Here is a 22,616-nt window from a genome sequence, read left to right as displayed (position 1 = left end):
TTTGCGGGTTATCTATAAAAAATGGCTATTCAGAAATTGCCTGATGATATGTGACCATTGACAGTATTGGTCACGAGCGCAAGAATGAGTCCCCCAGTCCTCTGTTCAGTAAAGGGAACCTATGCTCCGGCTCCGACCTGTCACCCTTGCCGCTTGCTTGTTGCCTCTCGTCCTCACGGCGTGTGGTGACTCATCCACTGCCACCGATCCGCGCACGCTTGCTCCTCTGGTGAGGGTTGCGCAAGTACAGGGTTCCTCCGCCGGCGCGCGTTCCTTCACCGGCGTCGTGGCGGCTCGCGTCCAGAGCGACCTGGGCTTTCGTGTGTCAGGCAAGGTCCTGGAGCGGTTGGTGGATGCCGGTCAGACCGTCAAGAAGGGCCAGCCGCTGATGCGTCTGGACCCCATCGATCTGGGCTTGCAGGCGCGAGCCCAGCAGGAAGCTGTCACGGCCGCACGCGCCCGGGCCAAGCAGACTGCTGACGATGAAGCTCGATATCGCGAGCTGGTGGCCGCCGGGGCGATTTCGGCGTCGGGTTATGACCAGATCAAAGCCGCCGCCGATACCGCGAAGGCGCAGCTCAGCGCCGCCGAGGCGCAAGCCGACGTGGCCCGCAATGCGTCCGGCTATGCGGTGCTTCTCGCCGACGCCGATGGCGTGGTGATGGAAACGCTCGCCGAGCCGGGGCAGGTCGTCAGTCCGGGTCAACCGGTGGTCCGACTGGCGCGAGCCGGGCAGCGCGAAGCCGTCGTGCAACTGCCCGAGACCCTGCGGCCAGCCGTCGGGTCCAACGCCCAGGCGACGTTGTATGGCAATACCAGCGGGGCGGTCGCCGCCAGGCTCAGGTTGCTTTCCGATTCGGCTGACCGGGTGACCCGTACCTTTGAAGCACGTTATGTCCTGGAGGGCGCCCTGGCTAATGCACCGCTGGGCTCGACCGTCACACTGCGTATCGCCGAGGGCGCGGCCCAGGGGCAGGTGCTGCAGGTGCCGATTGCGGCGCTGTACGACCCCGGCAATGGCACTGGCGTGTGGGTCATCGACGGCGAGCCGGCAAAAGTGACTTGGCGTCCGGTCCAGGTCCTGGGCTTGAGCGACGATGCGGCGCGCGTTGCAGGCCGTCTCGAGGTCGGTGAGCGCATTGTCGGCCTGGGTGCGCATCTGCTGCGTGAAGGCGAGCCCGTCCGGCTGCTTGCACAGGGCGATGTGAAGGTCGCGGGGACCCGCCAATGAGCTTCAATCTTTCGGCGCTCGCCGTGCGCGAGCGCGCCATCACGGTATTTCTGATTTTCCTGATCGCTGTCGCCGGGACCCTGGCGTTCTTCAAGCTGGGCCGTGCGGAGGATCCGCCGTTCACGGTCAAGCAACTGACCGTCATTACTGCATGGCCGGGCGCGACGGCGCAGGAGATGCAGGACCAGGTTGCCGAACCGCTGGAAAAACGCCTGCAGGAATTGAAATGGTACGACCGCTCGGAAACCTACACCCGACCTGGCCTGGCTTTCACCATGGTCTCGCTGCTCGACCGCACGCCGCCTTCACAGGTGCAGGAAGAGTTCTACCAGGCGCGCAAGAAGCTCGACGACGAAGCCACCAAGTTGCCGGCGGGTGTGATCGGCCCCCTGGTCAACGACGAGTACTCGGATGTGACGTTCGCGCTTTTCGCCCTCAAGGCCAAGGGCGAGCCGCAGCGCCTGCTGGTGCGTGATGCCGAGGTTCTGCGCCAGCGCCTGTTGCATGTGGCGGGGGTGAAGAAGGTCAACATCATCGGCGAACAGGCCGAGCGCATTTTCATTTCCTTCTCCCATGACCGGCTGGCGACCTTGGGGGTCTCTCCCCAGGACATCTTCGCTGCACTGAACAGCCAGAACGTACTGACGCCCGCCGGCTCCATCGAAACCAAGGGGCCGCAGGTTTTCCTGCGGGTGGAGGGCGCCTTCGATACCTTGGAGAAAATCCGCGACACGCCGCTGGCCATCCAGGGGCGCACGTTGAAACTCTCGGACGTGGCGACGGTTGAGCGTGGCTATGAAGACCCGGCCACCTTCCTGGTGCGCAACAACGGCGAAGAGGCGTTGTTGCTGGGCGTGATCATGCGCGAGGGTTGGAACGGCCTCGATCTGGGCAAGGCGCTCGATGCCGAGACGAGCAGGATCAATGAAGACATGCCGCTGGGCATGACGCTGACCAAGGTGACCGATCAGGCGGTGAACATCAACTCGGCGGTCGACGAATTCATGGTCAAGTTCTTCGTTGCCTTGCTGGTGGTGATGGTGGTCTGCTTCATCAGTATGGGCTGGCACGTCGGTATCGTGGTCGCGGCGGCAGTACCCTTGACCCTGGCCATCGTGTTTGTGGTGATGGCGGCCACCGGCAAGAACTTCGACCGGATCACTCTGGGCTCGCTGATTCTGGCCCTCGGGCTGCTGGTGGATGACGCCATCATCGCGATCGAAATGATGGTGGTGAAGATGGAGGAGGGCTACGACCGGATCAAGGCCTCCGCGTACGCCTGGAGCCACACGGCCGCACCGATGCTCTCCGGTACGCTGGTGACGGCGATCGGCTTCATGCCCAACGGCTTCGCCCAGTCCACCGCTGGCGAATACACCAGCAACATGTTCTGGATCGTCGGCATTGCCCTGATCGCCTCCTGGGTGGTCGCAGTAGCGTTCACTCCCTACCTGGGGGTGAAGATGTTGCCGGACATCAAGAAGGTCGAAGGCGGCCAGGCGGCCATCTACGACACCCCACGCTACAACCGCTTCCGGCGAATCCTGACGCGGGTGATCGCCCGCAAATGGCTGGTGGCCGGCACCGTCATCACACTGTTTGCGGTCGCCATCCTGGGCATGGGCCAGGTCAAGAAGCAGTTCTTCCCGACGTCGGACCGTCCCGAGGTCATGATCGAAGTACAAATGCCTTATGGCACCTCCATCGAGCAGACCAGCGCCGCCACCGTCAAGGTTGAGGCGTGGCTGCAGAAACAGGAGCAAGCCAAAATCGTCACGGCTTATATAGGGCAGGGTGCACCGCGCTTTTTCCTGGCGATCGCGCCGGAACTGCCTGACCCATCGTTCGCCAAGATCGTGGTGCTGACAGACAACCAGGAAGCACGGGAAACCCTCAAGTTCCGCCTGCGCGAAGCGGTCGCTGAAGGGCTGGCCCCGGAGGCCCGGGTCAGGGCGACGCAAATTGTCTTTGGTCCGTACTCACCCTTTCCCGTGGCCTACCGGGTGATGGGACCTGACCCGTCGAAACTGCGGGAGATCGCAAGCCGCGTCCAAGATGTCATGCAAGCCAACCCGATGATGAGGACCGTCAATACCGATTGGGGCCCACTGACGCCGACGCTGCATTTCAATCTGGATCAGGATCGCTTGCAGGCGGTTGGGCTGACGTCCAGTGCTGTCGCCGAGCAACTGCAATTCCTGCTGGCCGGGGTGCCGATCACGGCGGTTCGCGAGGATATTCGTTCGGTGCAGGTGGTGGGACGCGCTGCCGGGGATATCCGCCTCGACCCGGCGCGGATCGAGGGTTTTACCCTGGTGGGTGCGGCGGGGCAGCGTATTCCGTTGTCCCAGGTTGGCGAAGTGGACGTGCGCATGGAGGATCCGATCCTGCGTCGCCGTGACCGGACCCCGACCATTACCGTGCGCGGCGACATTGCCGAAGGCCTGCAACCGCCGGATGTGTCGAGTGTGATTATCAAGCAACTGCAACCGATCATCGATACGCTGCCCGGCGGCTACCGGATCGAGCAGGCAGGGGCCATCGAGGAGTCCGGCAAAGCCGGCCAGGCCATCGTGCCGCTGCTGCCAATCATGATCGCCCTGACGTTGCTGATCATCATCGTCCAGGTGCGCTCGATCTCGGCCATGATCATGGTGTTCTTCACTGCGCCGCTGGGGTTGATCGGCGTGGTGCCGACGCTGCTGATTTTCCATCAGCCATTTGGTATCAACGCCCTGGTGGGGCTGATCGCGCTGTCGGGCATCCTGATGCGCAATACGCTGATCCTGATCGGACAGATCCATCACAACGCAAAGGAGGGGCTGGACCCGTTCCACGCGGTCATCGAAGCCACGGTGCAGCGGGCTCGTCCGGTGCTGCTGACGGCGCTGGCGGCGATCCTGGCGTTTATCCCGCTGACCCATTCCGTTTTCTGGGGAACGCTGGCCTACACCCTGATTGGCGGAACTTTCGTCGGCACTATCATAACGCTGGTGTTCCTGCCGGCGATGTATGCCATCTGGTTCAAAATCCGTCCGGTCAATACCGTTCTAACTGAAACAGCAACCCTGGCATAAGCGATTAATCGCGTACCGCTCCAGTGAGCGTATAAAGAACTGAAGAGGTTTCCATGAGTACTGCAGCAGGTCAAACACGCATCGTAGTCACGGGCGTCGGCGTCGTCGGTCCGCTGGGTTGTGGCGTGGAGCAAGTCTGGCAGCGGCTGCTGGCTGGGCGTTCCGGCATCCGTAGCCTGCCCGAGGCGTTCACCGAGGGTACCGGTGTCGGGGTCGGCGGTCAGGTGCCGTCTCTGGAAGAGGATGCCGTTGCCGGTTATGACCCGGAACGCTTTATCGCGCCCAAAGATCGCAAGAAAATGGATCGCTTCATCGAGTTTGCGCTGGTGGCCGCCCATGAGGCCCTGGAGCAGGCGGGCTGGCATCCGACCGAAACCGTCGACCAGGAGCGGACCGCGACGATCATTTCATCGGGCGTGGGTGGGTTTGGCGCCATTGCCGATGCCGTACGCACAACCGACTCGCGAGGGCCGCGTCGGCTGTCACCGTTCTCTGCACCGGCGTTTCTCGCCAACATGGCGGCCGGCCACGTGTCCATCCGGCATGGCCTCAAAGGCCCGCTCGGTGCACCGGTAACCGCCTGTGCGGCCGGCGTCCAGGCCATCGGCGATGCAGCCCGGCTGATCCGGAGCGGGGAGGCGGACATTGCCGTTTGCGGCGGTACCGAGGCGGCGATCGATCGCGTGACCTTGGGTTGTTTCGCGGCGGCCAGGGCGCTCTCTACCGGTTTTGCCGACCGCCCGCAGGAAGCTTCGCGCCCCTTCGACCGTGATCGCGACGGCTTTGTCATGGCCGAAGGCGCGGGGTTGTTGGTGATCGAGTCGCTGGAGCACGCCTTGGCGCGTGGGGCCAAACCCCTGGCGGAGCTGGTCGGTTATGGCACCAGCGCCGATGCCTACCATCTGACGGCCGGCCCGGAAGACGGCAACGGCGCCCGCCGCGCAATGGAACAGGCGCTGCGCCAGGCCGCTGTCAGCCCGGCCGACGTGCAGCATATCAATGCCCACGCGACGTCTACCCAGGTCGGCGACAGCGGGGAACTGGCGGCGATTCGTTCGGTGTTCGGCACGGACTCCGGGGTGGCGATTACCTCGACTAAATCGGCTACCGGCCACCTGCTGGGCGCGGCCGGGGGCATTGAAGCCGTTTTCACGGTATTGGCGCTGCGTGACCAGATCGTGCCGCCGACCCTGAACCTGGTTCACCCTGACGAGGCCGCCGCTGGGCTTGATCTGGTTGGCTTGAAGGCCAGGAAGATGCCGATTACCCATGCGCTTTCCAATGGGTTCGGGTTCGGTGGAGTTAATGCCAGCGTGTTGTTTCGTCGCTGGGAGTCTGAGGCTTGAGTATTTGATCTTGTGTCGCCCGCCACGCAGGGCCATCCCGCGTGGCGTATCACCTGTCACATCAATTTCAATTTTTCCTTAAGAACCGCACAGGCGCGCCGATACAGCGCGGTAGATCCGATTGTGCGGGCGCTCCAGTGGTGTCTCGCCGAAAGATATTCCAGGCGTTCGTGCGCCTGTGCCCTTGTGATTTTTCAGGTTTGACCAGAATCGGACCTCAGGTGATGAACCATGTCAGCCCACGTCAGGACCGAACTGGAAGGCGCCCTTGCCGTCTGCAAAGGTAGTTTTCTTTCCGTTGGTTTTTTCAGTTTTTTCGTCAACTTGCTGATGCTGGTTCCTTCGTTCTACATGCTGCAGGTGTATGACCGCGCGGTAGGCAGCGCCAGCCTGTCGACGCTGTTGATGCTGACGTTGATCATGTTGCTGTTGATGATCACGATGGGTGGCTTGGAGTGGGTCCGTTCGCGGATTATGGTGCGGATCAGTACTCGACTGGACACGCTGCTGAGCCGGCGTCTGTTCGACGCCAGTTTCAAGCAGGCGCTCAATACCAGTGGCATGAATGCCACGGCCCAGCCTTTGAGCGACCTGAACGGTTTGCGCCAGTTCCTGACGGGCAACGGCCTGTTTGCATTTTTCGACGCGCCGTGGATCCCGATCTACCTGGCTGTCATGTTCATGTTTCATTCCTGGTACGGCTGGATGGGGATCGTGAGTGCCGTGTTACTGGGCGCGCTGGCCTTTGCCAACGAAAAGCTCACCCACTCGCCGCTGCAGGCTGCCAATCGTGAACAGATGGCGGCCACTGCGTTCACCAACAAAAGTTTGCGCAATGCCGAAGTGGTGGAATCCATGGGCATGCTTGCCAGCTTGCGCGAGCACTGGAGCGGGCGAACCCATAAGATTCTCGCCCTGCAAAGCCTGGCCAGCGACCGTGCCGCGACCATCACCTCGGTGTCCAGGACGTTCCGGCAGATTGTTCAGTCGCTGGTGTTGGGCCTGGGTGCCTATTTGACGATCAATCACGAGATTTCGTCGGGGCTGATGATTGCCGGCTCGATTTTGCTGGGGCGTGCGTTGGCGCCCATCGATCAGTTGATCGGCGTATGGAAAGGCTTCCTGGGTGCCCGCGCGCAATATGCCCGGCTGCACGAGTTGTTGCTCAAGATTGCCGCCGAGCCTGAACGCATGCCGTTGCCGGCACCCGAAGGAGCGATTCGCGTCGAGGGTCTTTCGGCGGGATCGCCGGACGTTCGCAAACCGATTATCCGCGGCGTGGATTTCCAGGTGGCCGCGGGCGAAGTGGTGGGCATCATTGGCCCCAGCGGTGCCGGGAAGTCGACCCTGGCCAGGGCGTTGTTGGGCGTCTGGCCAAGCCTGGTCGGCACCGTGCGCCTGGACGGGGCCGACATCAGCCAATGGCGTCGGGAGGAGTTGGGTCAGTACATCGGTTATCTGCCCCAGGACATCGAACTCTTCGAAGGCACGATCAGCCAGAACATCTCCCGCTTCGGCCCGGTGAACGCTCCTGCCGTGGTCGCCGCCGCGCGCATGGCGGGTGTGCATGAGTTGATTCTGCAACTGCCCGATGGCTACGACACCTTGATCGGAGCCAATGGCGGTGGGTTGTCCGGCGGCCAGCGACAACGAGTCGGCCTGGCCCGCGCCTTGTACGGCGAGCCGCGCCTGGTGGTGCTCGATGAACCGAACTCCAACCTGGACGATGCCGGAGAAAAGATGCTCGCCGAGGCGCTGCAAAAGCTCAGGCAGAGCAGGGCCACGGTGTTTGTCATTACCCATCGATCCGGTGTGCTGGCGCAGGTGGACAAGCTGCTGGTGCTCAATCATGGCGAACTGAGTCTGTTCGGGCCGCGGGATCAGGTCCTGGCCCGCCTGCGAGATGTAACACCCACGACCCGGCAGGCTGCCGCGATTCAACCGTAGGAAACGGATGAGCCATTTCATGCAAAACAGTCAGCACTCATCCACCGCGTTGCCCGTCGATGACAGGCCGATACGCCGCGTCGGCTACCTCATGCTGCTGGTCACCTTTGGCCTGTTCGGTGGCTGGGCGGCATTGGCCCCCCTCGACAGCTCGGCACTCGCGCCGGGCGTGGTCACGGTCAAAAGTTATCGCAAGACGGTGCAGCACCTGGAAGGTGGCATCGTGCGCGAACTGCGCGTGCACGACGGGGACCTGGTGAAAACCGGCGATGTGTTGCTGGTGCTCGACAACACCCAGGCGCGTTCGGAAATGGAAACGACGCGCAGCCAGTTGATCGCCGCGCTCCAGTTGCAAGCCCGGTTGGAGGCGGAACGTGACGCGCTGCCCGAGCCAGTGGCGGTGCCGGCCCTGGACCCCGCTGACCCGCGAGTGCAAGAGGCCCGGGACAGTGAGGCACGAATTTTCCAGACTCGACGGACCTCGTTGCTGGGTGAAATCGGTTTGCAAGAGAAGACCATCGGACAAATCGAGGAACAGATTCGCGGATTCAAGGCCATCATCGTCAGCAAGCAGATGCTGGCGGCCTCTTATCAAGACGAAATAGTCGATCTGCGGGCACTGCTTGCCGAAGGCTACGTGGACAAGCAGCGCCTGCGCGAACAGGAGCGCAGCCTCGCTCGCCTGCAAACCGAAATAGCCGAAAGCCAGTCCGAGATCGCGCAAGCGCGGGTCCATGTCGACGAGGCGAAGCTGAAGATCCTGCAATTGAAAAAGGCCTTCGCCAGCGAAGTCGCCGGCCTGCTGGGCGATGCGCGGACCAAGGTGTATGAGTTGCGCGAGCGACTGGCCACTTTGCAGGACCGCGATCAGCGTACCGATATCCTCGCGCCCGAGTCCGGAATGGTCATGGGCATGACCGTCCACACCCTCGGTGCCGTGGTCAGCCCGGGCACTGCGCTGCTGGACATCGTTCCGGCCAACGAGGAACTGATCGTCGAGGCGCAAGTGTCGCCGATGGACATCGACCGCATCGCGTTGGGCAAGTTGGCGGACATTCGCTTCAGCGCATTCAAGAGCAGCACCACGCCTGTCATCGAGGGACGGCTGGTGCAGATTTCCGCTGACCGTCTGATCAACAAGGACACAGGCACGGCTTATTACTTGGCACGCGTAGCCCTGACGGACAAAGGGCGCCAGACGCTGGGCAACCTTACCCTGGTGCCGGGAATGCCGGTCGAAGTGCTGGTCAATACGGGCGCGCGGACGCTGTTGCAATACTTGATGCAGCCTGCGAGCAATGTGTTCGCCCGTTCGTTGATCGAGGACTGAGATGAAGCGCCTGATCACCCTGTGCCTGGCACTCATGCCATTGGGCGTCCTCGCTGACGACACTTATGTCGACCTGTGGCAATTGCACCAGGAAGCGCAAGGGGCTGATCCGCGCGTCCTGCGGGCACAAGCCCTGACCCGAAGCGGCGAGGGCAAGGAGCGGGCGGCCTTCGGTCAATTGTTGCCGCAGCTCAACGCCAGTGGCAGCGTCAACCGCAGCCGTCGCGACGACGACCTGAACCGTATCCAGTACAACGGCAAGCGCATGGCCGTGGTGCTCAATCAGGTGATCTACGATCCACAGGTCTGGCGCAGTTACCAGAAGTACATCGAGTTGACCCGGCAGAGTGACTACGAGTCGACCGATACCCAGGTGCAGGCCAGCATCGATCTGTCCGAGCGCTATTTCGCCGTGCTTGCCGCGGAAGACGAGCTGTCGCTGGTGCGCAGCGAACTGCAGGCGACGGAGCGTAACCTCAAGCGGGTCAAGGCTTTGTACGCGCGCCAGATGGCGATGGTGACCGACGCGCTGGATCTCGAGGCACGGGTGGATGCGCTCAAGGCTGACGAGATCGAAGCCAGCAACAAGGTCCTGGTCAGCCGTGAAGCGATTTCCGAACTGGTGGGGCGCGATGTCAGTGAGCGGTTCAAGCGCATCGGCGACAATCCCGCCTTCAGCCTGCCGGCGCAAGCGCAGGACTACTGGGTGCAGACGGCACTCGACAGCAACCCGGCGTTGCACGCCCGGGAGCACAGCGTCCTCGCCGCCGAGGCGGCCATCGCTGAAAACAAGGCAGGGCATCTTCCCCGGCTGGGCCTGAACTTGACGGCGCAGCGCAGTGATATCGGCTATGAAGGCGCCGTGACGCCTCGCTCGGACAACCTCGTGGCCTCCCTGGATTTGCAGATGCCGCTCTACAGCGGCGGTTCCACTCGTGCACGGGTATCGAGCTCCGAAAGTGACAAGGAAGTCGCCCAGCAAGAGCTGGAAGCCTTGCGTCGCCAGGTCATCAAGGAAACCCGCACGGCTTATCTCGGCATGAGCGCCGAACTCAGCCGGATCAAGGCAACACGGCGTGCGCTGGAGTCTGCCGAGAAGTCACGCATGGCCACGGAAAAAGCCTTTGGCTACGGCGTCAAGAATGCCGTCGATGTGCTGGATAGCATCAAGGAAGAGTTTCGTGCACGACGTGATTTCTATCAGTCCCAATACAAGTTCGTGACCAGTTTACTGGTATTGCATCGCTGGAGCGGTCGATTGGGAGATGGGGATATTCGCCGGGCGAATGAATGGCTGGTTACGCCATAGTTGGTGGATTTAAAGCTTGAAAAGTGGCTATGTGATATCACTTTTTGTGTTTCTAATGCAAAATAACCCCTTTGTAGCGGCCGCATTCTGGAAGGCCGCAGATTGCTTACAGGAAGCTTCGCATGCCCAGTCCACTTGGTTACTCTTCTACTTCGTCCGCCATTCGGACCGGCAACGCACAAGTCGATAGCTTGCTGGTCGGTACCTATTGGGGGACCCCGTCCCTGACGTACAGCTTCATGACGAACAGTTCATTATTCGCCGCCGACTACAGCAGTGACAATGAATATGAGGCCGGCTACGTCCTGACGTCAGCCCAGCAGAACAGTATCGTCAGTGCGCTCGGCATGTGGAGTTCGGTTGCCAATATCAAGTTCACACAGGTCGGCGAATCCGGTACCAATGTGGGTGACCTGCGTTTCGGCGGCTACCAGAATATGGACGGCGACACCGCTGCCTGGGCTTATTTTCCCGATGAAACCCCCAGCGCCGGTGATGTCTGGATCGGACCGGTGACGAACAACCCGAGTCCTGTCAAAGGCACTTACGACTACCTGGTCTTTGTCCATGAGATCGGTCACGCGCTGGGTCTCAAGCATCCGTTTTCCCAGTTGCTGTCGAACCCGACGGTGCTTGCCCCCCAGTTCGATGATGTCCGTTATACGGTCATGAGCTACGACGCCGCGTATTCCTATCAGCCAACCACGCCCATGTTGCTGGATATCGCTGCCATCCAGAGTCTCTACGGTGCGAACACTCAGTGGCAAACGGGGAACAACTCGTATAGCTGGGCTGTTGGACAGTCGGTTTTCGAGACTATCTGGGACGCTGGCGGCACTGATTCAATTGATGCCTTCAATCAGCTGGAAGCAGTCCGCATCAACCTGAATGAAGGCCAGTTCAGCAAAATCGGCCAAGCGTTTACGGACCTCACTACCCAGGCCGCTTTCAACGAAGGGCTGGCGATCGCCTATGGCGCCAAGATCGAAAACGCATTCGGCTCGGCCAATGACGACACACTGATCGGTAATGCGCTGGCCAACGTCCTGAACGGTCGTGCCGGCAAAGATACGATGATCGGCGGGGCAGGCAATGACACTTACGTCGTCGACAATATCGGTGACGTTGTCCAGGAAAGCAGCACCCTGGCCAGTGAAACCGACACAGTCATCTCTGCGGTCGATTACACCCTGGGCGCCAACATCGAGGTCCTGACGCTGAGCGCGAGCGCCAATCTCAATGGCACGGGCAACGCGTTGAACAACCGCATCACTGGCAACGCCGGTGCCAATACCCTGGACGGCGGCAGCGGTATCGATACCCTGATCGGCGGTGCCGGCAATGACACCTACGTGGTCGACAACCTCAAGGATGTCGTCACCGAAGCCTCGACCCTGGCCAGCGAAATCGATACCGTGCGCGCTTCGGTGAACTGGACGCTGGGCGCCAACCTGGAAAACCTCATCCTGACCGGCACTGCCCAGCTCAGTGGTACCGGCAACGCCCTGAACAACGTGCTGACCGGTAACGCCGGCAACAACGTGCTGAACGGTGGCGCCGGGCTGGATACGCTGATCGGTGGCGCGGGGAATGACGCCTATACGCTCGATCAGGTCGCTGAGCTGGCCCTGGTCCAAGAGGGTGTCGATCAGGGTCGCGACAGCCTGACCCTCACTTACGCCGCAAGCGCGTCGAGCAGCGTCGTCGACCTGAACCTCAGCAATCTGCGCAACGTCGAAAGCGTCATTCTGAGCGGCGCCGGGGCGTTCACCGTGATTGGCAACGAGCTGAGCAACAGCCTGATAGGCAATGCTTCGGCGAACAACCTCCAGGGTGGAGCGGGCAACGATAACCTCGATGGTGGCGCGGGTGCCGATACCTTGAGTGGCGGTACGGGCAATGACATCTACACGATCGATGACCTCAAGGATGTCATCAGCGAAACCAGTACCTTGGCGGGTGAAATCGACACCGTGCGTTCAGCGGTCAACTGGAGCCTGGGCGCCAATCTGGAGAACCTCACGCTGATCGGCAGCGCCAACCTCAACGGCAGTGGCAACGCCTCGAGCAACGTGATGACCGGCAATGCCGGCAACAACGCGCTGAGCGGTGGTTCAGGCAACGACACGCTGGACGGCGGCAGTGGCATCGATACGCTTATTGGCGGTGCCGGCAACGACACTTATGTAGTCGACAACCTCAAGGACGTCGTTAACGAAACGACCCTCCTGAGCAGTGAAATCGACACTGTACGTTCATCGGTCAACTGGAGCCTGGGCGCCAATCTGGAGAATCTGACGCTGATCGGCAGCGCCAACCTCAACGGCAGTGGTAACGCCTCGAACAACGTGATGACCGGCAATGCCGGCAACAACGCGCTGAGTGGTGGTTCAGGCAACGACACGCTGGACGGCGGCAGTGGCATCGATACGCTTATTGGCGGTGCCGGCAATGACACCTATGTGGTCGACAACCTCAAGGATGTCGTCACCGAAGCCTCGACCCTGGCCAGCGAAATCGATACCGTGCGCGCTTCGGTGAACTGGACGCTGGGCGCCAACCTGGAAAACCTCATCCTGACCGGCACTGCCCAGCTCAGTGGTACCGGCAACGCCCTGAACAACGTGCTGACCGGTAACGCCGGCAACAACGTGCTGAACGGTGGCGCCGGGCTGGACACGCTGATCGGTGGCGCGGGGAATGATGCCTATACGTTGGATCAGGTCGCTGAGCTGGCCCTGGTCCAAGAGGGTGTCGATCAGGGCCGCGACAGCCTGACCCTCACTTACGCCGCAAGCGCGTCGAGCAGCGTCGTCGACCTGAACCTCAGCAATCTGCGCAACGTCGAAAGCGTCATCCTGAGCGGTGCCGGGGCGTTCACCGTGATTGGCAACGAGCTGAGCAACAGCCTGATAGGCAATGCCTCCGCGAACAACCTCCAGGGTGGGGCGGGCAACGATAACCTCGATGGTGGCGCGGGTGCCGATACCTTGAGTGGCGGTACGGGCAATGACATCTACACGGTCGACGACCTCAAGGATGTCATCAGCGAAACCAGCACCTTGGTGGGTGAAATCGACACCGTGCGTTCGTCGGTCAACTGGAGCCTGGGCGCCAATCTGGAGAATCTCACGCTGACCGGCAGCGCCAACCTCAACGGCAGTGGCAACGCCTCGAACAATGTGATGACCGGTAATGCCGGCAACAACGCGCTGAGCGGTGGTTCAGGCAACGACACGCTGGACGGCGGCAGTGGCATCGATACGCTTATTGGCGGCACTGGCAACGACACCTATGTGATCGACAACGCTCAGGATGTCATCAGGGAAACCTCCACACTGACCAGCGAAACCGATACGGTAGTCTCGTCTGTGAGCTGGTTCCTGGGTGCCAATCTGGAGAACCTCACGCTGACGGGTACCGCCTTCATGGGGATCGGTAACGAACTGGACAACGTGCTGATCGGCAACGCCGGAAATAACGCCCTGGACGGTGGGGCCGGCAATGACACACTGATCGGCGGCCTGGGTGGGGACAGCCTCCACGGTGGAGACGGAGCCGACCGCTTTGTTTTCAACACGCTGGGTGATCTGGGCAAAGGATTTGGCAGTGACTCCATTTCCGACTTCAATAGCCTGCAGGGCGACAAGTTGGACCTGTCGAAACTCGATGCCAATCTCCTGACCACGTTTGTCGACTCGTTCAGCTTCATCGATTCGAATGATTTCACGGCAGCGGGACAATTGCGCTTCGTCGACCAGGTGCTGTACGGCAACGTCAATGGTGATCTGGGCGCGGATTTTGAAATCCAGCTGACGGGTGTCAATACCCTCAACGCCAACGATCTGATCGTTTGATAGCTCGGGCCCTGCGAGGAAAATCCAGGGCCCTTTCTGTATCAAGTGCCGCGTTGTCACCACGCGCCTGCTGCTTGCGCTAGTGCCTGGTCACTTCATGTCCCTGGCCTGTACCCACAGCACCGCGTCTTGCGACAGGGGTTTGCCCTTGTGGGTTTTCGTCGTACCGATGTCGAGCGCCGCAATATCCCACCATCCAGTCACAGCATGCGGCGCAGGACGTCGTTTCGAGGGTCGCGGTCATAAAACCGATGCTTCAGGGCACCGGCGACATGCACCAGGATCAGGCCGAGCAGGGTGTAGGCGAGCACTTTGTGCAGCCATTGGAAGACGACGAACCAGTCGTCATTCTTGCCCAGGAGCTCCGGAAGGTTCACCCCAAAAAAGAAGACGCCGTCGCTCATCGTGTAGGTGCTCGACATCGAATAGCCCATCAACGGCACGATCACCAGCAGCGCGTACAAGGTTCGGTGGGCAAGTCTTGACGAAACCCGCTCATACCGTGCCAGCGTCTCTGGCGGTTGTGGCAGCCTGGCCGCTCTCACCCGCAGGGCGATCTGGACCAGGACTATCAGGAATGCCAGCACCCCAAAGGATTTGTGCCACGGATAATAGAGCTCATATTTGCTTGCCACTTCGTCATCGAGCCCAGTCATGTGCCAGCCCGCCCAGAGGAGGCCAGCGACGAGCACGGCGCGCACCCAGTGCAAAATTCGCAGGGAGGTTGGATACCGATCAATTGTTGTTTGATTTACCGGATTCATCACGGTCTCTCCATCGATCATCAAGGCATCGAAAAAGCACGTTGGAACGGCCACCCTTTGAGGCCCGGGGGCTGGGAGGGTGGTCCGGTCAGTGCAGGGATTGTTTTCAGCCGGGCAGCAGCACGGTAATGACCTTCTCCTCGGTGTAGGCCAGCGCACCGCTGAATCCTCCTTCCCGGCCAATGCCGCTGGCCTTGACGCCGCCCCATGGCAGGTTGGCGTCCAGCGGGCTCCAGCAGTTGATGCCCACGGCCCCGGCCTTCACCGCCGCAGCGACGCGATGCGCTCGTGCCAGGTCGCTGGTCCAGACCGTGGCTGCAAGGCCGTAGTTGGAATCGTTGGCGAGTGCGACGGCCTCTTCTTCGCTGTCGAACGTGATCACCGTGCCGACGGGCCCGAAGATCTCGTCCTGGGCGATCGCCATGTCATTGCGGGCGTTGGCGAAGATGGTCGGCCGGACGAACCAACCTTGTTCAGGGTTCGATACCCCACCGGCCAGGAGGGACGCACCTTGGTCGATGCCCAACTGGATGTAGCGGTTGACGCGATCCAATTGGGCTTTCTTGGCCACCGGCCCCATCTGCACGCCGGGTTGGCGAGGGTCGCCGACCTTGACGGCGCGCGCGGCATCGGCCAGCGCTGCGGCGAAGCGATCGGCGAGGCCACGTTGGACCAGGATGCGCGAGCCGGCCGCGCAGACCTGGCCCTGGTTGGCGAACAGGCCGAGGGAGCAGCCGAACAGCGCGTCGTCGAAGGAGGCATCGTCGAAGACAATCTGCGGGCTCTTGCCGCCCAACTCCAGGGCCACGCGCTTGAACAGCACGCCGGCAGTGCGTTGGATCTCACGTCCGGCTTCGGGGCTGCCGGTGAAGCTGATCTTGTCGACATGGGGGTGTTCGCACAGGGCGCGACCCACCTCGTTGCCGTAGCCGGTGACGACGTTGATCACGCCATCGGGGAAGCCCGCTTCCTGGGCCAGCGTTGCCAGGTGCAGCGCCGACTGTGGCGTCTCTTCCGACGGTTTGATGACCACGGTGCAGCCTGCGGCCAACAGGGCGGCGAGCTTCCAGACTGTGATCATCAGCGGTGAGTTCCAGGGAACGATGGCACCGACCACGCCCACCGGTTCCCGTACTGTGTACGAGAGGGACTTGGTGCCAAAGTAGCCGCCGGAGGGAATGGTCCGCCCCTCGAGCTGGTTGGCCCAGCCGGAGGAGGCGCGCAGGTTGGCGACTGCGTTGGGTACGTCCAGCCGGCGCGGTTCGATCGGCGAGCGGCCGATGGCGTCGGCGTCCATATCGGCCAGCACGTCGGTGTCGCGTTCCACCAGGTCGGCCAGTTTCGACAGCAGTCGAGCGCGCTGGGCGCCGTCAAGCTGGCTCCAGGCGCCACGTTCGAGCTGGTGGCGTGCGGCGCCCACGGCACGGTCCACGTCCTCGACGGTGCCGCGGGCGCAGCTGCCGTAGACCTGTTCCGTCACGGGGTTGACGAGGTTAATGCGGCGGCCGTCAGAGGCTTCGAAAGACGCGCCTGCGATGAAGTGTTTCAAGTGCTCAGTCATTTTGAAGTCCATGAGTGATGTGCAGGAATCGGGACAGGTCACGCATCGAGGGCGTCCAGGGCGTCGCCGAAAATGTCCAGTGCCTTGAAGAACAGCGCTCGTGAGATCGTCAGCGAGGGCATGACACGCATCACGTTGCTGTAGCGACCGCAGGGAATCATCAGCACGCCGTGGCTCAGCAGGTAACCCATGAGTTGGCCAATCTTTTCCGGTGCCAGTGGCGCCTTGGTGGTCGGGTCCGAGACCAGCTCGATCCCGATCATCAGGCCGCGACCACGGACCTCACCGACCAGCGGGCTGCCGAAGCCGCGAATACGCTCCTGTGCTTCCAGCCCCAGTGTATGGGCGCGGTTGAGCAGATCGAGCTCCGGATCCTGGAGGATGCTGATGTTGGTCAGCGCTACTGCCGCGGACAACGAGTTGGCGGCGAAGGTGTTGGGCATCGATCCGTCAGGAATCGCCGCCGCCAGGTCCGAGCGCATGATCAGGCCGGCCATTGGCAGGTCGCTGCCGATGCCCTTGCCAAAGGTGAGCATGTCGGGCTTCACGCCGGAGTGCTCGACCGCCCACATCTTGCCGGTACGTCCGGCGCCGGACTGCACCTCGTCGACGATCAGCAGCGCACCGCTGCGGTCGCAGGCCTTGCGCAACAGTTGCAGGAACTCTGGCGACGGCGGCACGTAGCCGCCTTCGCCCTGTACCGGTTCCACGATCACGGCCGCCACGTCATCGGCGGCGGTGTAGGGGGTGTTCAGCAGGTAATCCACGTACTCGCCGGCGATCTGCTCGGCGCTTTTGTGCGTGGTATCGAAGGGGAAACGGTAGGCATAAGGGTAGGGGGCGTGAATGACGCCACCCATCTGGGCACCATAGCCCTTGCGGTAGGCCGTGCCTGTCGTCAGTGCGCCGGAAGCGTTCCACACGCCGTGGTAGCCACCGTGGAAGGCGATGATCTGGTGCCGTCCGGTGACGCGCTTGGCGAACTTGATGGCCGCTTCCAACGCATCGCTGCCGCTTTGCGTGAAGAATGTAATGCAGTCGCCGCGCAGGCCGTCGGGCGCGATCTCGGAGAGCTTGGCGGCCAGTTCGGTGCGCCGGGTGCTATTGACCTCCAGAGCGTGCATCAGCACTTCGGACTGTTCGCGAATGGCCTGTACCACTTTCGGGTGGCAGCGACCCACGCTGCTGACGCCCACACCCGCGGACAAGTCGATGTAGGTGTTGTCATCGGCGTCCTTGAAGGTCGCGCCGAATGCCCGGTCCATGGCCACAGGCATGCGTCCGCCGCCGCGAGCCATGGATTCGGTACGCGCCGACAACGCCAGCGCCTCAGTGGTCCGGGGGCCGGGAATGGTGGAGTTAATCCGCGGGGCATCCGCGAAATGGAGGGCTTCGAGTTTGGCTTCGCTCATGACGGTCTCTCAGGATGTCGGTTTCAGTGTGCCGATCATCCCTGTGGCCTGTTCCAGGCCGGTAGCCCGAATCGGCACATTGGATGGACCGCCTCGTGCGTCAGTACCGGAGCACAGACACTGCCCAAAGAAAATTTGCAGAATTCTCTTTATGTGAGAATATCGCTCGGGAGGGCGATCTAAAAACAAGAATATTGGCCGAGGCGTTCGTCATCATGAAAAACCAGAACATCAGCCATTTCCACGACATTCATGTCCACGCCGCTACCGTCCAGGAGTGGAGCCAGGACTACAACCAGTTAACCGCTGGTACGGCTGATAGCTCACTGATCCAGTTGACGACGGCGCGCTGCCACGTGTTTCGCGAGCAGATCAACCAGCGTGTCGTGCAGCACGGCGTGGCCCCACGGGGCAAGATGTGTTTCGCCGTGCCGATCACCGTCCCGGGTTCGATCCGGATGCAGGGGCGGGAAGTGGACGACTGCAGCCTGTTCTTTCTTCATGGTGGCGAGGAGTTCATGTTCCATATGCCGCTGGGCATGGAACTGCTGGCGATTACCTTCGAGCGGGAGTTGTTCGAAGATGCGTTGGCACAAACCGCGTCGGCCAAGGAAATCGGTCAGTTGCTGCGTCAACCGGTGATCAAGGTGTCCACTCAACGCTATGCCGAGGCTCGCCGTCGAATGCTGGCGGCGTTCTCCCAGGCGCTCTTGAGTGAAGAACTCGACCATGCGCAAGACCGGGAACTGGCGCTGGAACAGACCATGCTCGGCGAGTTGCTGCAATTGATGACCGATCCCGCCTGCGACAAGCAGCAGCGTACGCCAAGTTCCACGCGCAGCTACATTGTCGAAAAATGCCACCGCCTGGCGACCGCGCAATTGAACAACGTGCCCAGCGTGGACGAGTTGTGCCAGCGACTCCAGGTCAGTCGGCGTACGGTGCAGAACAGCTTCCGCTCGGTAACCGAGACGACACCGGTCAATTACCTGCGCTCCGTGAGGCTGAACGGTGTGCGCCGAACCCTAATGTCCACCCCCGCGACGCATCTTTCGATAGGCGATGCCGCAGCCCAGTGGGGCTTCTATCACCTCAGCCATTTTGCGGCGGAGTACCAGGCGCTGTTCGCAGAATTGCCGTCCCAAACCACGCGTGCTGCCATCGGCGGTTGCGCCCTTGCTTGAGCCTTTGCCCGCTGCACCCGGCAGCGGACAGGCTTGCCTGCACAAGGATGTCGAAAAGATGAATAGCCTTCGCCGCCTGCTCAGGGTCTTCGACTTGTTTCGCCCTGAACAGCCGGTCATCGATGTGGACGTGATTTGTCGGGAACTCGGCTACACGCCCGCCACCGCCTATCGTTATTTGCGCGAACTCGGCGACGCAGGGTTCTTGAAGCGATTACCCCGCGGCTACGCGCTCGGCCCGCGCATCGTCACGCTGGAGCATCAGATGGCTCACTACGATCCATTGCTGGCCTGCAGCCGGGGCCTGGTGGACAAACTGGTGGCCGACACGGGCCTGGACGCACTGGTCAGCGAATGGCATGGCGACTCAGTGGTCAACGTGCTGATCCAGCGGGGTTCCGACGCCGGCCCCGTGGGTGGCGACCGGGGGCGGCCGATTGATCTGTTCCACAGTGCGACCGCTCGGGTTGTATTGGCCTATCTGCTGCCGCGCCAGATCCGCCGCATCTATGACGTCCATGCGAAGCCCGCCGAAGTGCTGCATCAGGGGCTGGAGTGGAAACCGTTCACCAAGGAGCTGCTCGCCATCCGCAAGCAAGGCTACTGCATCAGCGAAAGCGAGCTGTATCCGGGGCGCAGTGGCGTCGCGGCGCCGATCTTCGACGAAAAACGCCGAGTGCTCGGGAGCATGACCCTGGTGGGGCGTAGCGAGCGGTTCCATGCGTTCCAGCAGGGCTATTTGTGCGACCTGGTCACCGGCGCGGCGTCGGAACTGACGGCGCGTATTGCCTTGCAATAAGGAGGGCAGGAGCAGTTGGACGGCTGGCTTTTTCGAGGGGAATGTGCCGATTACCGATTTGGGCTAATGGGGCGTTCGGGGAGAGGCATAGGATCGAGTCCAGCGTGCGAGATGATCAATAACGCTATCCGGTGACGGCGAGCGATTGACTGCACCGATCCTACAGCGACTGCCTCATACAATAAGGTCAAGAAAACATGAGTGTACCTCTCCCGGTCAACAGCTCCACGGAGCTCAAGCGTGGGGCCCTGGGTGTCGGCTTCATCATCTTCTTCGTGGTTTCGGCGGCGAGCCCCTTGAGCGTCATCGCCGGTGGCTTTCCCATTGGCATCATGCTGGGTAATGGCGCCGGCACGCCTGCGTTGCTGATCCTGGCCTTGCTGGTATTACTGGCATTCTCGGTGGGCTACACCACCATGTCCCGGCATGTGACCAACGCCGGCGGTTTCTATGCCTTCACCTCTCGCGGCCTGGGTGGCTTGGCTGGCGGCGCGGCGGGGGTGCTGGCGATGTTTGCCTACAACATCCTGCAAGTCGGGCTGTATGGGATGTTCGGCGGCGTGGTCAGCGGCACGATGGAGAGCGTCTTCGGCCTGGTATTGCCCTGGTGGTCGTACTCATTGATGGCGATGGCCAGCGTTGCGATCCTCGGCTATCGCAAGATCGATCTGTCGGCCCGGGTGCTGTCGGTCATTGTGATCGCCGAATACCTGGCGATCCTGCTCCTGGATTTCGCCATTCTCAGGACCGGTGGGGACAGCGGGATCAATCTCGACGCGTTCGATCGCAGCCACGTGTTCAGCGGCACGCCGTCCATCGGCTTGCTGTTCTGCTTCGCGGCGTTCATCGGCTTCGAGGCCACCACCATCTATGGCGAAGAGGCCAGGAACCCGCAACGCACGATCCCGATTGCCACCTACTGTTCGGTCTTGCTGATCGGCGGGTTCTACGCGCTGTCGGTCTGGTCGATGGTGATTGGCGTGGGGGCGGACAAAATCGTCTCCACGCTTCAGGCCTTGCAGGACCCGACGACGTTTATCTACGGCATGTCCGACCATTTTGTCGGCCCACACCTGACCCAGGTTATCCGCGTGCTGTTCATGGTCAGCATCTATGCCGGGCTGCTGGCGTTCCACAACGCGGCGGCCCGCTACTTCTACGCCATCGGGCGTGACGGTTTGCTGCCCAGCCGGTTGGGCACCACCCATCGCGTCCACCAGAGCCCGCACATGGGCTCGGCGTTGCAGAGCTTGATCTCCGCCGTGGTGGTACTGATTTTCGCCGCCATGGATGCCGATCCGATCCTGCAACTGTTCGCCTGGCTGTCCAACCTGGCGACGCTGTGCGTGATCTTGCTGATGGCGCTGACTTCCGCAGCGGTCTGGGTCTTTGCCCAGCGCCACCCCGAACTCAAGCTGGGGATCTGGCGTGGGAGGATTTTCCCTGGCTTTTCTTGCGTGGCGTTACTGGCGGTCCTGGTCATCGCGGTGGTGCATTTCGATGTGCTGACCGGCGCCAGCAAGGCCTTGTCATACGGCCTCTGCGCGATCATTCCCGCCGCCTTGCTGGCGGGTGTGTTTCTGGCGGCGCGACTGCGCAAGGTGGCACCGCAGCGGTATTTGGGGTTGGGGAGTCATAAGCTATAGGAACCTGCGCAGTATCGATGGCGCTTGGCCGATCGTCGATAGTTGCAGAGACGCGTTGATCAATTGTGGTGTGGGGAAGGGGCTCGCCTTAGATGAGTGGTGCTGTCGGTCGAAGCCGCACGTAACCCTTAAGCCCGTACGGCCTCGCTTGCACTCAGCTCGCGTCGTTTGGTCGACACACCATCCGACCTGAGTGCTGAACTCACTCCAAAGCAATTGCGCTTATGACTTGGAGCTCGGTCGCCCAGGGATATGGCTCAGTATCGATTTGGAGAAGCCACCATCCACACATATATCCTGGCCCGTGACATATGCCGATAAGGGGCTGATGAGAAATTCGATCACGTTCGCGATATCCACGGGGTCACCGATTCTCGCCAGCGGAATGATTGCTTCCCGTGCTTTCTTGATCTGGGGGTCGGTATACATTTTTTCCGACATCGGCGTACGGGTCATTCCTGGGGACACCACGTTGACACGGATCCCGTCAGGAGCCCACTCCAGCGCGAGCGTCTGGGCCAGCATTGTCAAGGCTGCCTTGGTGGGGCTGTACGCGCCTGAGCCGGCATGGGGAGTCTGGCCAGACATCGATGAGGTAAAGCACGCCGAGCCTCGACTCTCGCGCAAATGCGGGTAGCTGGCCTTGGCAAGCAGCCATGCGCCGCGAAGATTGACGGAGAACATGTCGTCCCAGTCCGCAATGGACAAATCACAGATTGTGCCAGGGCTGGCGATGCCGGCATTCGCAACCAGCGCGTCGAGCCCACCGAATTCCGCTACTGCAGCTGCCACAAGTTGGCTTGGGACCTCTGGGTCGCCGAGATCTCCTAACAGTGCGATGGCGATGCCGCCCATGGCCTCGATGGATCGAACGACTTCTTCCTGAGCAGGAGTGGGTGTGTGCCCGCATACCGCAATTTTCGGCTGCGAGCCTCGAGCAAGGGCCGCTTCCGCGATCCTCAGGCATGCAGACGCACCGATACCGCTACTACCGCCACTGACCAAAGCTCTCATTGGGCACTCCTTCTTATAGTTAGACATTGAGGTAAAAGAGGCTTGTAAAGTACGAAAATAGATTTCGCTTTGCAATCAAATTGACAATGGAATTTGATTCCGATATCGTTTTTTTGCAGTCAAATACCCTTGCCACTAA

14 protein-coding genes are annotated in these 22,616 nt (G+C 61.4%); 10 read left to right on the top strand and 4 right to left on the bottom strand.

Features of this window, described 5'->3' with window-relative positions; all coding sequences use genetic code 11:
- Positions 1-121: 121 nt before the first annotated feature.
- From J4E53_RS09050 to J4E53_RS09020, 7 genes are all read left to right on the top strand, one after another.
- Positions 122-1,231 carry an efflux RND transporter periplasmic adaptor subunit gene (locus tag J4E53_RS09050; protein ID WP_103310057.1) on the top strand — a complete coding sequence of 370 codons (1,110 nt, stop codon included), beginning with the start codon at positions 122-124 and terminating at the stop codon, positions 1,229-1,231.
- Positions 1,228-4,308 (top strand): efflux RND transporter permease subunit, encoded by a 3,081-nt coding sequence (locus tag J4E53_RS09045; RefSeq protein WP_103310055.1) that lies wholly within the window; start codon positions 1,228-1,230, stop codon positions 4,306-4,308. Before J4E53_RS09050 ends, J4E53_RS09045 begins: the two co-directional genes overlap by 4 nt.
- A 53-nt stretch (positions 4,309-4,361) precedes the next feature.
- Positions 4,362-5,654 (top strand): beta-ketoacyl-ACP synthase II, encoded by a 1,293-nt coding sequence (gene fabF, locus J4E53_RS09040; RefSeq protein WP_103310053.1) that lies wholly within the window; start codon positions 4,362-4,364, stop codon positions 5,652-5,654.
- Positions 5,655-5,885: 231 nt separating this feature from the next.
- Positions 5,886-7,601 carry a type I secretion system permease/ATPase gene (locus J4E53_RS09035; protein ID WP_103310051.1) on the top strand — a complete coding sequence of 572 codons (1,716 nt, stop codon included), beginning with the start codon at positions 5,886-5,888 and terminating at the stop codon, positions 7,599-7,601.
- A 19-nt stretch (positions 7,602-7,620) separates the two neighbouring features.
- Positions 7,621-8,931, top strand: a complete 1,311-nt coding sequence (locus J4E53_RS09030) for an HlyD family type I secretion periplasmic adaptor subunit (RefSeq protein WP_256587213.1) — start codon at positions 7,621-7,623, stop codon at positions 8,929-8,931.
- Between the two features lies 1 nt (position 8,932).
- Entirely contained in the window at positions 8,933-10,240 is a 1,308-nt protein-coding gene (locus J4E53_RS09025; protein WP_103310047.1) for a TolC family protein, read from the top strand.
- A 122-nt stretch (positions 10,241-10,362) separates the two neighbouring features.
- Positions 10,363-14,097: a M10 family metallopeptidase C-terminal domain-containing protein gene (locus J4E53_RS09020; protein WP_207268127.1), complete on the top strand. Its 3,735-nt coding sequence runs from the start codon at positions 10,363-10,365 to the stop codon at positions 14,095-14,097.
- Positions 14,098-14,297: 200 nt separating this feature from the next.
- Here J4E53_RS09020 and J4E53_RS09015 read toward each other — a convergent pair whose 3' ends face one another.
- From J4E53_RS09015 to J4E53_RS09005, 3 genes are all read right to left on the bottom strand, one after another.
- On the bottom strand, positions 14,298-14,861 hold the full coding sequence (locus J4E53_RS09015) for a cytochrome b (RefSeq protein ID WP_103310031.1): 564 nt from the start codon (positions 14,859-14,861) through the stop codon (positions 14,298-14,300).
- Positions 14,862-14,967: 106 nt separating this feature from the next.
- On the bottom strand, positions 14,968-16,422 hold the full coding sequence (locus J4E53_RS09010) for an aldehyde dehydrogenase (RefSeq protein WP_060742500.1): 1,455 nt from the start codon (positions 16,420-16,422) through the stop codon (positions 14,968-14,970).
- 38 nt (positions 16,423-16,460) lie between these two features.
- Positions 16,461-17,834 carry an aspartate aminotransferase family protein gene (locus tag J4E53_RS09005; protein WP_103310029.1) on the bottom strand — a complete coding sequence of 458 codons (1,374 nt, stop codon included), beginning with the start codon at positions 17,832-17,834 and terminating at the stop codon, positions 16,461-16,463.
- A gap of 215 nt (positions 17,835-18,049) precedes the next feature.
- On the opposite strand from J4E53_RS09005, the gene J4E53_RS09000 reads away from it, so the two are divergent.
- From J4E53_RS09000 to J4E53_RS08990, 3 genes are all read left to right on the top strand, one after another.
- On the top strand, positions 18,050-19,018 hold the full coding sequence (locus tag J4E53_RS09000) for a helix-turn-helix domain-containing protein (RefSeq protein ID WP_103310033.1): 969 nt from the start codon (positions 18,050-18,052) through the stop codon (positions 19,016-19,018).
- A 58-nt stretch (positions 19,019-19,076) separates the two neighbouring features.
- Positions 19,077-19,817: an IclR family transcriptional regulator gene (locus tag J4E53_RS08995; RefSeq protein ID WP_103310027.1), complete on the top strand. Its 741-nt coding sequence runs from the start codon at positions 19,077-19,079 to the stop codon at positions 19,815-19,817.
- 197 nt (positions 19,818-20,014) lie between these two features.
- Positions 20,015-21,463 carry an APC family permease gene (locus J4E53_RS08990; RefSeq protein WP_060742497.1) on the top strand — a complete coding sequence of 483 codons (1,449 nt, stop codon included), beginning with the start codon at positions 20,015-20,017 and terminating at the stop codon, positions 21,461-21,463.
- Positions 21,464-21,685: 222 nt separating this feature from the next.
- Here J4E53_RS08990 and J4E53_RS08985 read toward each other — a convergent pair whose 3' ends face one another.
- On the bottom strand, positions 21,686-22,477 hold the full coding sequence (locus tag J4E53_RS08985) for an SDR family NAD(P)-dependent oxidoreductase (protein WP_103310025.1): 792 nt from the start codon (positions 22,475-22,477) through the stop codon (positions 21,686-21,688).
- Positions 22,478-22,616 lie beyond the last annotated feature (139 nt).

Origin of the sequence: Pseudomonas sp. FW305-28 (assembly GCF_017351395.1) — a bacterium.
GTDB lineage: Bacteria > Pseudomonadota > Gammaproteobacteria > Pseudomonadales > Pseudomonadaceae > Aquipseudomonas > Aquipseudomonas fluorescens_AA.
The sequence above is the reverse complement of the archived record's forward strand: the minus strand, read 5'-3'. Positions and strand labels throughout refer to the sequence as shown.